Source organism: Clavibacter sp. GW821-FHT01D01, from assembly GCF_059422605.1.
The window spans coordinates 134880-147557 of record NZ_JBWKXC010000005.1; the positions used below are offsets into that span (position 1 = coordinate 134880).

General features: G+C 72.6%; 13 protein-coding genes. 12 read left to right on the forward strand and 1 reads right to left on the reverse strand.

The window, feature by feature from the left end:
- The first annotated feature begins 94 nt into the window (after nucleotides 1-94).
- Genes AC07VC_RS08920 through AC07VC_RS08975 form a run of 12 tightly spaced genes read left to right on the forward strand, consistent with a single transcriptional unit; the run spans nucleotide 95 to nucleotide 11662 of the window.
- A complete protein-coding gene (locus tag AC07VC_RS08920; RefSeq protein ID WP_119382113.1) occupies nucleotides 95-1054 on the forward strand; it encodes an ABC transporter permease in 960 nt (319 codons plus the stop codon).
- Nucleotides 1051-1950: an ABC transporter permease gene (locus tag AC07VC_RS08925; RefSeq protein WP_494675815.1), complete on the forward strand. Its 900-nt coding sequence runs from the start codon at nucleotides 1051-1053 to the stop codon at nucleotides 1948-1950. The genes AC07VC_RS08920 and AC07VC_RS08925 overlap by 4 nt, the downstream gene beginning before the upstream one ends.
- 2 nt (nucleotides 1951-1952) lie before the next feature.
- Nucleotides 1953-2963 (forward strand): ABC transporter ATP-binding protein, encoded by a 1011-nt coding sequence (locus AC07VC_RS08930; protein WP_494675816.1) that lies wholly within the window; start codon nucleotides 1953-1955, stop codon nucleotides 2961-2963.
- Nucleotides 2960-4033 carry an ABC transporter ATP-binding protein gene (locus tag AC07VC_RS08935; protein WP_494675817.1) on the forward strand — a complete coding sequence of 358 codons (1074 nt, stop codon included), beginning with the start codon at nucleotides 2960-2962 and terminating at the stop codon, nucleotides 4031-4033. The genes AC07VC_RS08930 and AC07VC_RS08935 overlap by 4 nt, the downstream gene beginning before the upstream one ends.
- A complete protein-coding gene (locus AC07VC_RS08940) occupies nucleotides 4030-4866 on the forward strand; it encodes a M55 family metallopeptidase (protein ID WP_494675818.1) in 837 nt (278 codons plus the stop codon). Before AC07VC_RS08935 ends, AC07VC_RS08940 begins: the two co-directional genes overlap by 4 nt.
- A gap of 53 nt (nucleotides 4867-4919) precedes the next feature.
- On the forward strand, nucleotides 4920-5819 hold the full coding sequence (locus tag AC07VC_RS08945) for an isoaspartyl peptidase/L-asparaginase family protein (RefSeq protein ID WP_494675819.1): 900 nt from the start codon (nucleotides 4920-4922) through the stop codon (nucleotides 5817-5819).
- Between the two features lie 41 nt (nucleotides 5820-5860).
- Nucleotides 5861-6745, forward strand: coding sequence for a MurR/RpiR family transcriptional regulator (locus AC07VC_RS08950; RefSeq protein WP_494675820.1), 885 nt, complete (start codon nucleotides 5861-5863; stop codon nucleotides 6743-6745).
- A 25-nt stretch (nucleotides 6746-6770) separates the two neighbouring features.
- Nucleotides 6771-7526, forward strand: coding sequence for an SDR family NAD(P)-dependent oxidoreductase (locus AC07VC_RS08955; RefSeq protein ID WP_494675821.1), 756 nt, complete (start codon nucleotides 6771-6773; stop codon nucleotides 7524-7526).
- Nucleotides 7527-7583: 57 nt separating this feature from the next.
- On the forward strand, nucleotides 7584-9317 hold the full coding sequence (locus AC07VC_RS08960) for a DUF885 domain-containing protein (RefSeq protein WP_494675822.1): 1734 nt from the start codon (nucleotides 7584-7586) through the stop codon (nucleotides 9315-9317).
- A 38-nt stretch (nucleotides 9318-9355) separates the two neighbouring features.
- The gene (locus AC07VC_RS08965; RefSeq protein ID WP_494675823.1) at nucleotides 9356-10207 is read left to right on the forward strand and encodes an alpha/beta fold hydrolase; all 852 of its coding nucleotides are present in this window, start codon (nucleotides 9356-9358) and stop codon (nucleotides 10205-10207) included.
- Complete coding sequence (locus AC07VC_RS08970) at nucleotides 10207-11181, forward strand: ketopantoate reductase family protein (protein WP_494675824.1); 975 nt, start codon at nucleotides 10207-10209, stop codon at nucleotides 11179-11181. Before AC07VC_RS08965 ends, AC07VC_RS08970 begins: the two co-directional genes overlap by 1 nt.
- Nucleotides 11182-11206: 25 nt before the next feature.
- Entirely contained in the window at nucleotides 11207-11662 is a 456-nt protein-coding gene (locus tag AC07VC_RS08975) for a VOC family protein (RefSeq protein ID WP_494675825.1), read from the forward strand.
- Here the strand turns inward: AC07VC_RS08975 and AC07VC_RS08980 are convergent.
- On the reverse strand, nucleotides 11659-12600 hold the full coding sequence (locus AC07VC_RS08980; RefSeq protein ID WP_494675826.1) for a beta-1,6-N-acetylglucosaminyltransferase: 942 nt from the start codon (nucleotides 12598-12600) through the stop codon (nucleotides 11659-11661). The two genes, AC07VC_RS08975 and AC07VC_RS08980, sit on opposite strands and share 4 nt — an antisense overlap.
- Nucleotides 12601-12678: the final 78 nt, after the last annotated feature.

Below are 12678 nucleotides of genomic sequence, written 5' to 3' on the forward strand. Positions count from 1 at the left end.
GGCGTGTGGGTAGCCGCGGCGCGCGGACTCCAGGCCCCCCTCGCCGCCACCCGCACCACCCGCCGTCCACCGCATCACGCCTCGAGGAGGAGCAATGCTGCACCGCCTGCGCTTCATCCCCGGCCGGCTCCTCCAAGCCGTCCCGGTCGCCTTCGGGGTGACGCTCATCGTCTTCTTCATGGCGCACCTGCTCCCCGGGAACCCGGCCCTCGCGATCCTGGGGGAGCGCGCGACCGACGCGAGCGTCGCCGCCCTCACCGAGCAGCTCGGCCTCGACCGCCCCATCTGGGAGCAGTACGGCATCTTCCTCGCGCAGCTCGTGCGCGGGGACCTCGGCACGAGCCTCACCTACCAGCTGCCCGTCACGGAGCTCGTCTTCCAGGCGATCCCCGTCACCATGTCGCTCCTCGGCTACGCGCTCGTGCTGTCGCTCGCCATCAGCATCCCGCTCGCCGCCCTCGCCGCCAGCCGTCCCGGATCCTCCCGCGACCTCGGCGTCCGCCTCTTCACGCTCGTCGGGCAGGGCATGCCGCAGTTCTGGGTCGGGATCATGCTGATCCTGCTGCTCGCCGTCGGCCTCGGCGCGTTCCCCGTCGGCGGCTACGGCCGCGACGCCGCGGAGCACGTGCGCTTCCTGTTCCTGCCCGCCCTGACGCTCGCCATCGCGATGAGCCCCACCGTGATCCGGAGCCTCCGCGCCTCGATGATCGACGTGCTCGAGTCGGAGCACGTCGGCACCGCGCGGTCCAAGGGGTCGGCGGGCGTGCACCTGTTCCGCGACCACGTGCTCCGGAACGCCGCCATCCCCACCGTCTCCATCATCGGCGTCAACCTCGGCTACCTCGTGGGCGGCTCGCTCGTCATCGAGAAGGTGTTCGCGCTGCCGGGCCTCGGCTCGCTCATGGTCAACGCGATCTTCAGCCGCGACTTCCCCACCATCCAGGCGGTGACGCTCTTCGTCGCCCTCTTCGTCGTGATCGTCGGCATCCTCACGGACGTCGTCTACACGATGCTCGATCCCCGGGTCACGCTCGGCGGGAAGGACGCGGCATGAGCACGGGCATCACCACCCCGACCGCGGTGCTCGCGGGATTCCAGGCCCGGCGACGCAGCCGGCGCGGCTCCCGGGCGCTGCAGCCCTGGTACCGCAACGGCCCGCTCGTGGCCGGCGGCATCATCACGGGCGCGCTCGTGCTCGTCGCGATCCTCGCCCCCGTCATCGCCCCGTACGACCCGATCGTGCAGGACCTCCCGAACGCGCTGCAGTCCCCGAGCGCCGAGCACTGGCTCGGCACCGACAAGTACGGCCGGGACGTGCTGTCCCGCCTCATCTGGGGCGCGCGCGTCGACCTCCGGGTCGGCTTCCTCGCCGTGCTCCTGCCCTTCGTGTTCGGCACGATCGTCGGCGCCGTCTCCGGCTACTTCGGCGGGATCCTCGACACCGTCGTCATGCGCATCGTCGACGTGTTCTTCGCCTTCCCGTTCTACGTCATGGTCATCGTCCTGGTGTTCGTCTTCGGCGCCGGCGAGCAGAGCATCTACCTCGCCATCGCGGCGGTCTCGTGGGTCTCCTACGCCAAGATCGTGCGCGGCGAGGTGCTCGTGGCGAAGAAGCAGGACTACGTCGTCGCCGCCCGCCTCGGTGGCATGTCGCACGGCCGCGTGCTCGTCAAGCACATCGGCCCGAACGTGCTGAGCCAGGCGATCATCTACGGGATGAGCGACATCGTCATGGACATCATGGCGATCGTCACCCTCGGCTACCTCGGCCTCGGCATCGCGCCGCCCACCGCCGAGTGGGGCTCGATGATCGTCGACGGCCAGGAGTTCATCACCACCCAGTGGCAGCAGGCCACCATCCCCGGCCTCGTGGTGGTGGTGACGAGCCTCGGCCTGTCCCTCCTCGGCGACGGCCTGTCCGACATGCTCAGCCCGGAGAGAAGGAAGTGACCGTGCAGGACGCGACCCCCGCCCCCGCCGTGCTCCTCAGCGTGGAGCACCTCACGCTCGGCATCCGCCGCCGCGGCGGCCCGCCGACCGCCATCGTGGACGACCTGTCGTTCCAGGTCCTCGAGGGCGAGCGCTTCGGCATCGTCGGGGAGTCCGGATCGGGCAAGTCCCTCACCCTCCGCGCGATCGCGGGGCTCCTGCCGAAGGGCGTCGAGGTGCTCTCCGGCCGCATCCTGTTCGACGGCGTCGACCTCGTGCCGATGCCCGCCGCGAAGCGCCGCCTGCTCATGGGCCCCGGCATCGCGATGATCTTCCAGGAGCCGATGACGGCGCTGAACCCCGTCATGCGCGTCGGCGAGCAGATCGCGGAGGGGCCGCGCCGCCACCTCGGCCTGTCACGGAAGGCGGCCCTCGAGCTCGCCGTGGAGATGATGGCCCGCACCGGCATCCCGGATCCCGCCCGGCGGGCCCGCGCCTACCCGCACGAGCTCTCCGGCGGCCTCCGCCAGCGGGTGATGATCGCCATGGCGCTCTCCTGCCGACCGCGCCTGCTGCTCTGCGACGAGCCCACGACCGCCCTCGACGTCACCGTGCAGCACCAGGTGCTCCGGCTCCTCGAGCGGCTGTGCGTCGAGACCGGCGCGGCCCTCGCGTTCGTCACGCACGACCTCGCCGTCGTCAACCAGACCTGCACCGACATGGCGGTGATGTACGCGGGCCACGTGGTCGAGGCGGGCCGCGTCCAGGACGTCTTCCGTGACCCGCGCCACCCGTACACGAAGGGGCTGCTGGACTCCGCGCCCGACTTCGACCAGCCGGACCGGGAGCTCGTGGCCATCCCCGGCTTCCCGCCGAACGTCGCGAACCGGCCCTCCGGGTGCCCGTTCGCACCGCGCTGCGCGTTCGCGGTCGACGCCTGCACCGTCGCGATGCCGCCCTTCGAGGTGGTGGCGCCGGATCACCGGGCGGCCTGCATCGAGTCGTCGCGCGTGTTCCTGGGGGTGCCGGCGTGAGCGCCGTCGTCGCGGGGTCCGGAGCGGGGCAGGCGGTCGACGCCGCCGCACCGCCGGTCCTCCGCGTCGCCGACATCACCAAGACCTACCGCGTGGGCGGATCCGTGCTGTCGCAGATCACCCGCCGCAGCGAGGCGGGATCCCACCTCACGGCGCTCGACGGCGTGGAGCTGCACCTCGGGAAGGGCGAGATCCTCGCGCTCGTGGGGGAGTCGGGATCCGGCAAGTCCACGCTCGCGAAGATCCTGGTGGGGAGCACCGCGCCCACCTCGGGGGACGTCGAGTACCACGGCGCGCCGATGCCCGCCCGGCGGGACCGCGAGGCCAGCCGGCGCATCCAGATGGTGTTCCAGGACCCGTACTCGTCGCTCAACCCGCGCATGAGCGTGGGGGCGATGCTCGCGGAGCTCCTGACGCTGCACCGCATCGTGCCCCGCCGGGAGGTGCGGGCCGAGAGCGTGCGGCTGCTGAACCTGGTGGGGCTCGAGGAGGACGCGCTGGACGCGTACCCGAGCCAGTTCTCGGGGGGCCAGCGGCAGCGCATCGCGATCGCGCGCGCCCTCGCGGTCCGCCCGGACATCCTCATCGCGGACGAGCCCGTCTCGGCCCTCGACGTCTCCGTGCAGGCGACGATCCTCGAGCTCTTCGCCCGGCTCCAGCGCGAGCTCGGGCTGAGCATCCTGTTCGTGGCGCACAACCTCGCGGTCGTGCAGCACCTCAGCCAGCGCGTGGCCGTGATGTACCTCGGCCGCATCGTCGAGGTCGCCGACACCGCGGAGCTCTTCCGGGATCCGCGCCACCCGTACACGCGGGCGCTCATCGACTCGATCCCGCGCATGTCGGCCGGCAGCGTCAACGCCGAGGCCGTGCTGGAGGGCGAGCCGCCGAGCCCCTTCGCCGTGCCGAGCGGATGCCGGTTCCACCCGCGCTGCCCGTACGCGGTCGCGGCGTGCCGCACCACCGACCCGGCCCTCGAGGCCGTCACGCCCGGGCACGCGAGCGCGTGCATCCGGGCCCGAGAGCTCGACGCCCCCACGGGCGCCGACGGACAGGAACAGGGGAACGCATGAGGATCTGGATGTCGCTCGACATGGAGGGCGTCGCCGGCGTCGTCGACTGGGAGCAGTGCCGGCCGGACAGCGGCGCCGCCTACGCGCTCGGCTGCGAGCTCCTGCAGGCGGAGGTGAACGCGGCCATCGAGGGCGCGATCGCGGGCGGGGCGACGGAGATCGTCCTCAACGACTCGCACAGCCGCATGGCCAACCTCGACCCGCGCCGCATCGCGGGCGGCGCGCAGTACCTCTCGGGCCGCCACAAGCCGGGCTACATGATGCAGGGCCTCGACGACTCGTTCGACGCGATCTTCCTCGTCGGGTACCACGGCTCCATCTCGGGGCCGCCGTCGACCATGTCGCACACGTACAACCCGGAGGTGTTCTCGGGGGCCCGCGTCAACGGCACCGAGGTGGGGGAGAGCGGGATCAACGCCCTCGTCGCCGACCACTACGGGGTCCCCATCGCGTTCGTCTCCGGCGACGCCGTGACCTGGACGGAGACGGAGCCGTTCGCTCCCGACGCCGTCCACGTGCAGACCAAGGAGTCGGCGTCGCGGTTCAGCGCGCTGAACCTGCACCCCGACGAGTCCTGCCGCCTGATCCGCCTCGGCGCCGAGGAGGCCGTCCGGACCGTGGCCGAGCGCGGCATGCGCCTGCCGGGGATCGCGCGGCCCGCCGTGCTCGAGCTCGACGTCCAGACGGCCGACATGGCCGACGTCGCGTCCTGGGTCCGCGGCGCCGAGAAGTCGACCGAGCGCGGCGTCCGCATCGAGGGTGACGACCTGCTCCAGGTCTTCCGCTCCTTCGTCGCCGTCAACTACATCACCCGGCAGGCCGGGGGCCGCTGATGGGCCTCGCGGAGGAGTCCGCGCAGGCGCCGCGCGCCACGCGCTCATGGAGCGTGCCACCCGGACCCGACGGCACGGCGCTCGCGCTGCACGGCGGCGCGGGCGGACGGATCCTCGAGCTGTCCCGGGAGGAGGCCGCCGCCTTCGAGGCGGGCCTCACCCGAGCGCACGACGCCGGTTCCGCGGTGCTGGCGGGCGGCGGATCCGCCCTCGACGCGGTGTGCGCGGCCGTCGAGCGGCTCGAGGACGACCCGCTGTTCAACGCCGGCCGCGGAGCCGCCCTCACCGCCGACGGCGAGGCGGAGCTCGACGCGGCCGTGATGACGGGCGCCGGCCTCGCCGGAGCCGTCGCGGTGTCCCGCCACGCCCGGAACCCCGTGCGGGCGGCCCGCGCGGTCCTCGAGGAGACCGACCACGTCCTCCTCGTGGCGCCGTCGGCCGAGCTCGTCGCCGGCTGGGGCCTCGCCACGGCAGAGCCCGCGTACTTCGTCACCGAGGCGCGCCTGCGGCAGCTCGCCCGCGTCCGGGCCGACCTCCTCCAGGGCGCCCGGCACGGCACCGTCGGCGCGGTCGCCCGCGACCGCACGGGTGCGCTGGCGGCGGCGACCAGCACCGGCGGCATGGTGAACCAGCGCATCGGCCGCGTCGGCGACACCCCGGTCATCGGCGCGGGCACGTACGCGCGCGACGGCGTGGCCGCGGTCTCCTGCACGGGGGAGGGCGAGTCGTTCCTCCGCGGCGTGGTGTCGCACGACATCGCGTCGCGCGTCCGCTACCTCGGGTCGACCCTCGAGGAGGCCGTGCTCGCGACCGTCGAGGCCGAGCTGACGGCGCGTCACGCCAGCGGCGGCCTCGTCGCGGTGGGCGGCGACGGCACGCTCGTCATCGCCCACAACTCGCCGACGCTGTTCGCGGCGTTCCCGCGGGACGGACGGCTCGTCGTGCTGACATAGGAGCGCACGATCCCGCCCACCCCCCGACGGAAAGACGGAACATGCCCCTCAAGGAAGAGATCTTCGCCCGCATGGACGAGCTCACGCCCGCCGAGCGGAAGGTCGCCCGCACCCTGCTGGCGAGCTACCCGAGCGCCGGGCTCGGCAGCGCCGCCACCCTCGCCAAGGCCGCGGGCACCAGCACCCCCACGGTGCTGCGCCTCGTCACGCGCCTCGGCATCGGCAGCTACCCCGACTTCCAGCAGCGCCTCCGCGACGAGATCACGCACCACATGAACAGCCCGGTGACCCGCACCACGCGGAGCCGGCCGAGCGCGGACGACGGCGAGCTGTTCTCCCGGTCCACGGCGAGCCGGATCCAGCTCGTCGAGGGCCTCCGCGACACGGTGCCGCCGAGCGAGCTGGAGCGCGCCGTGCAGCTGCTCGCCGGGAAGCCCAAGCACGTCGTGGTGTCCGGCGGCTACTTCAGCCGCTTCCTGGCGATGCTCCTCGCGACCCAGCTCGACCAGGTCGTGCCGGGGATCGAGTTCGTGGGGGAGCCGCTCGGGCACGACATCGGCCGGTACCTGCGGCTCGGGCGCGGCTCGCTGGCCATCATCATCGACCTCCGGCGGTACGAGCTCGCGGCGAAGGAGGCCGCGGAGCTCGCGCGCCGGCAGGGCGCCTCGACCATCATCATCACCGACCAGTGGCTGAGCCCCGCCGCGGAGGGCGCCGACGTCGTCCTCCCCGTGAAGGTCGACGGGATCCCGTTCGACTCCATGGCGGCGCTGCTCGTGCTGCTCGAGGCGCTCGTCGAGCAGGTGCTGCAGGCGACAGGCGAGTCCGGCCTCGAGCGCATGCGCCAGTGGGAGGAGTCCGTGCACATCCTCCGCGCCTACCGCGCGGGCGACGTCGAGCCGCCCGCCGAGGGCGACGCCCCGTGATCCACCCCCGACGACAGGAACCCGCGTGACCGACACCGCCGCCCCCACCGACACCGCCGCCCCCACCCGCTCCGCCTCCGCGGCGCTCCCGTTCGCCGGCCGTACCGCGGTCGTGACGGGCACCGCGCAGGGCATCGGCCGTGCCGTCGCGGAGGCCCTGCGCGACGCCGGCGCCCGCGTCCACGGCGTCGACCGCGACACCGTCGACCTCAGCGTCACCGCCGAGGTGGAGGCGTTCTTCGCCGCCGTCGGCGACGTCGACGTCCTCGTGAACGTCGCCGGGGGAGTCGTCGGCCAGACGCACACCCCCATCGACGAGCTGACGGACGCCGCGTGGGACGACGTCGTGCGCGCGAACCTCACGACCACGATGGCCTGCACGCGCGCCGCGGCCCGGTCGATGAAGGCGCGCGGCACCGGCCGCATCGTCGTCATCTCCTCCGGGGCGGGACGCAGCGTCAGCCTCACGGGGATCCAGGCCTACGCGTCCGCCAAGGCCGCGCAGATCGGCTTCACCCGGCAGATGGCGCACGAGCTCGGGCCCCACGGCATCACGGTGAACGGCATCGCCCCCGGCTTCGTGCTGTCCAACCCCACCACCGTCGCGCAGTGGGAGTCCTACGGCCCCGACGGCCAGCGGGCGCTCCTCGAGCGCATCCCCGTCCGCCGCACGGGCACGCCCGAGGACATCGCGCGCGGCGTGGTGTTCCTCGCCCATCCGGACGCCGGGTGGATCAGCGGCCAGACCCTGTCCATCGACGGCGGCCACTCGCTGTTCTGATCCGCCGCCCGCGCCCGTCACGACCCGCGCCCGAACCGACCCACGCCCAGGAGCACCATGACCGACCCCGTCCCCGCCGTCTCCACCGCCGCGATCCCGACGGCCGCTGCCGCCCGCCTCGCCGCGCTCGGCGAGCGCTACTTCCACGTGCAGCACTCGTACGACCCCTACAACGCGACCCTCCTCGGCATCGACGAGTTCGACCATCTGGCCGGCGACCCGGGCGCGGCCGCCAGCGCCGACGCCGCATCCGCCCTCGCCGAGGTCGCCCGGGAGGCCGGGGAGCTCGACGACGCCGAGCTCGACGACGCCCAGCGCACCGACCGCGACGTCCTGGCCGTCCTCGCCCGCGGCGCGTCCGACGACGCGCGCCACTCGCTCTGGGCGGCCAACGCCTCCGCGAAGGGCTACGTGAGCCGGCAGGGCCTCGTCTTCCAGGCGGTGCCGGCCATGACCATCGGGGACGCGCCGGCCGCGGACCGCTACCTCTCCCGCCTCGACGGCATCGCCGCCGTCCTCGACGCGCTGGGGGACCGGTACGCCGAGGAGACGGCCGCGGGGCGGCCGTCGACGCGGATGGGCCTCGAGCACGCGGTCCAGCAGCTCGAGGGGTACCTCGCCCTCCCGATCGACGAGGACGCCCTCCTCGGCCCCACCCGTGCGGGCGGCGCCGCCGCGGTCGCCGCCGCGGACCGCGCCCGCCGCACGGTCGAGGCGTCCATCCGCCCCGCCATGGCCCGCCTCGCCGCGCGCCTCTCCGACGAGCTGATCCCCGGCGCCCGCCCCGACGACCGCGTCGGCATCCAGCACACCGCCGGCGGAGCGGACGGCTACCTCGACGCCGTCCGCCGCCACACCACCACGGATCTCGCCCCCGAGGAGATCCACCGCATCGGCCTCCAGGTGCTCGAGGACATGGTCCCGCGCTGGGCGGAGATCGGCGGCCGGGCGCTCGGCGAGCGGGAGCTGCCCCGCATCGCCGCCCGCATGCGCGACGACCCGGCCCTCCGCTTCGAGACCAGCCAGCAGATCATCGACGTGGCGCAGGGCGCCCTCGACCGCGCGCAGGCGGCGCGCCCGCTCCTGTTCCCGGCCTACGACATCGGCGACTGCGTGCTCGAGGTGATCAACCCCATCGAGGCCGAGCACTCCGCCCTGGCCTACTACCGGCCGCCCGCCGTGGACGGCAGCCGCCCCGGTGCGCACTGCCTCCTCGCGACGGACCCGGAGACCCGGTACCGCTACGAGTACGAGTGCCTTGCGTTCCACGAGTCCGTGCCGGGGCACCACCTGCAGCTCGCCACCGCGCAGACGCTCGACATCCCGCGCTATCGCCGGCACCTCGACGTGGAGGCCTGCAGCTTCAACGAGGGCTGGGGCCTGTACTCCGAGCAGCTCGCCGACGAGATGGACCTCTACACCGACGACGTCTCGCGCCTCGGGATGCTGTCCTTCCTCGCCCTCCGCGCGTGCCGGCTCGTCGTCGACACGGGGATCCACCACCTGGGCTGGACGCGCCAGCAGGGCGTCGACTTCATGTGGGCGCACACCGCCACGACGCGCGCCCACGTGCAGAGCGAGGTCGACCGCTACATCTCCTGGCCGGGTCAGGCGCTCGCCTACATGATCGGCCGCCGCGAGATCCTGCGCCTCCGCGAGGAGTCGCGCCGGGCGCTCGGCGACCGCTTCACGCTGCCGGGGTTCCACGGGGTCGTGCTCGGCGACGGCGCCGTGCCGCTCTCCGTGCTGGAGCGCACCGTCACCCGCTGGCGCGACGCCGTCCCCGCCTGACATCCGACACCCGACCACCCACGCGACGAGAAGGACACATGGACATCACGATCAACGGCTGCCGCCTCAACGTGGAGGTGACGGGCCCGGAGGACGCGCCCGTCATCATCGCCCACCACGGCGGCGGCGGCATCGGCTCCCTCGCGGAGCCCCGCTCGACCTTCGGCCCCCTCGCCGACCGCTTCCGCGTCATCGTCTACGACGCCCGCGGCTGCGGCCGCAGCGAGGGCATCGAGCCCTACTCGCACGCGCAGTGGGCCGCCGACCTCGACGGGATCCGGCAGTGGGCCGGCGTCGACCGCGTCATCGTCGCGGGCGGCTCCTACGGCGGGTTCATCGCGCTCGAGTACGCGATCGCGTACCCGGAGCACGTGAGCGGGATCATCCTCCGCGACACGTCGCCGGACGGATCGAACCTGGAGCTGGCGTTCGAGAACGCGCGGAACCAGGACCGGATCGAGATCGACTGGGAGTCGTTCGACCGCTACTGGTCGGGTCGCATCACCTCCGACGAGGACCTCAAGGCGCGCTGGGCGGAGATCATCCCGCTCTACGACTTCGACTACGACCCCGTCCGGTCGGCGGAGCGCGTGGAGGCCGGCATCTACCGGCACGAGGCGCACAACTGGTGCTTCCAGCACAACTGGGGCGCGTACGACGTGAAGGACCGGCTCCCGGGGATCGCCGTGCCGACGCTCGTGACGGTGGGGCGCCGGGACTGGGTCACGCCCGTCAGCTCCTCGGAGACGATCGCGTCGCTCATCCCGGGCGCCGAGCTCGTCGTGTTCGAGCGCTCCGGCCACTCGCCGCAGACCGAGGAGCCGGAGCTGTTCCAGCAGACGCTCCGCGGGTTCCTCGAGCGCGTCCACCCGAGCGCCGAGGTCGCCTGATGGACGTCGTCGTCATCGGCGCCGGCGCCATCGGCGGGACCCTGGGCGCGCACATGGCTCGGGCCGGCCACCGCGTCCTCCTCTGCGACCAGGACGCCGAGCACGTCGCCGCCATCCGGGAGCACGGGCTCCGCATCGAGGGACCGGTCGAGGAGTTCACCGTCCGCGTCGACGCGGTGACGCCCGACGGCCTGCCCGACCGCATCGACCACGCCATCGTCGCCGTCAAGAGCCTCCACACGGCGTCCGCGGCCGAGCTCCTCCGCGACCGGCTCGCGCCCGACGGCTGGGTGCTCACCGTGCAGAACGGCCTCACCGCCGACGTGCTCGTCGACGTCCTCGGCCCGGAGCGGGTGGTGTCGAGCTTCGTCAACGTCGGCGCCGACCTCCTCGGTCCCGGCCGGATCCTGCAGGGCAACGTCGCCGCGTTCCACGTCGGCGAGCTGGCGGGCGGGGAGATCACGCCCCGGGTCCGCGAGATGGTGGATGCCCTGCCCTACGCCCGGGCGACCGGGAACGTGCTCGGCTACCTGTGGGGCAAGGAGGTCTACGGCGCGATGCTCTGGGCGGGCGCCGTCTCCGACCTGCCCATCGCCGACACGCTCGACCGCCCCGCCTACCGACCGCTCATGGTCGCCCTCGCCCGCGAGGTCCTCGCCCAGGCGCCCGTGCAGGTCGAGGGGTTCGACGGGTTCGAGCCGGACGACCTGGAGGGGTCGCTCGACCGGCTCGCGGCCTTCAACCGGCGGAGCGCGAAGACGCACAGCGGCATCTACCGCGACCTCATGGTGCGCCGGAGGAAGACCGAGGTCGACCAGGTGCACCGCGACATCAAGGGGCCGGTGTTCGACATGATCGTCGAGATGATCCACGACATCGAGGAGGGCCGCCGCACGTGCGAGGTCCGGAACCTCGACGAACTGGCCGCGCGCGTCGCCGCCCTCCCGGCGGGAGGGTCCGCGCCGGTACGCTGACCATCCGAGGAGAGACGAGGACGTCATGCAGGCCATCACCCCGTTCATCTGGCTCGACGGGCGCGTGCGGGAGGCCGCGACGCTCTACGCCGAGGTGCTGCCGGACTCCCGCGTCGTCGACCTGCCCGCGGGCGACGGTCCGGCGGGCTCCGCCACGGTGTCGGTCGGCGGACTGCGGATCCTCCTGTTCGACGGCGGACCGATGTTCCCGCAGACCCCGGCCTTCTCGCTCTCGGTGCCCGTGGAGACGCAGGAGGAGCTCGACCGCATCTGGGACGCGCTCATCGCCGACGGCGGCGCCCCGAGCCGCTGCGGCTGGCTCACCGACCCGTTCGGCGTCTCCTGGCAGATCGTCCCGACGATCCTGCCCGCCCTCCTCGGCGACCCCGACCCGGACCGCGCCGCCCGCGCCCAGCAGGCGATGCTCGCCATGGGCCGCCTCGACATCGCGGAGCTCGAGCGCGCGGCCGACGGGGTCTAGTCGTGTGGAGGCGTTTCGGCTCCGAGCAGTTCTCGGTCGATCCGCTCCAACAGCGTGGCGCTCCGCCCTGACTCGAGCTTTCGCAGGAAGTACGCGGGCGATTCGACGACTTCGCGCCAGTCGGCTTCTGTGTAGACCTTCGTCAGGGACGGGTCTATGTGGTGCAAGTTCGCATATCGCCAGTTGCCCGGCCCCGAATAGGGTTCGGCCCCGCCTGCAAGTGTACCTCCGGTCTCTGCGCCGCGCGGTGAATTAAGAGCGAGCGATTGGTAGAACTTCTCCTCCGCGACGAAGATGCGCTTGAAGTAGCGCTCGATGGATGGTGTCACCGACGCTTCGAGGCTGGCGGCGAAATCCGCGGTCATCGCGAAGTGCGTCACGCCGTGCGCGACTCGGAAATCGGATGGCGGGCGGAGCCGACCCCTCAGGCGGGAACCGGCTTCGAGCAGGCGAATGGTCAAGTTGCGTGTACGTCTGAGACGCGGGTTGGTGGTCCGAGTACTGAGGAAGGCGAGGTCGCGGTGGTAGCGGCGATCGACCTGCAAAGTGTACTTAGTGTCCGATGTCGAGACGTCGAAGTACCGCAGATATTGTTTGCCGCCGGACTTGACGAGCATGTCCTCGAGCTCCGCCACGGGTCGGATCGGGTAATCCTGCCCGGAGAGGAGCACGAGGTGCTCGTCGTGACGGGCACGCGCGATACCCGCTACAACGAGCCCGCGGATCGCTTGCACTTGGGAGTAGCCGCCCCAATTCACCCGCACACGATCGGCGAGGAACTCCACTCGACCTCTGTCCGCCGCCGCCACAGCCGATGCGAACGGCCTCTCGTCAACCTTCTGATCGATGTGCACTACGACCTGATGGGGTGCCAGGCGCCGGATCGTACGGCTGAGGAGTTCCGGCTCGCGGAACGTGTAGATGAGAAAGACGGTCATGGCTGGTACCTGTCTGATCGAACTGCGGTGGTGCTTCGATTGCACGGCACGGCGATTGCTGGACGCCGGAACCGCAGC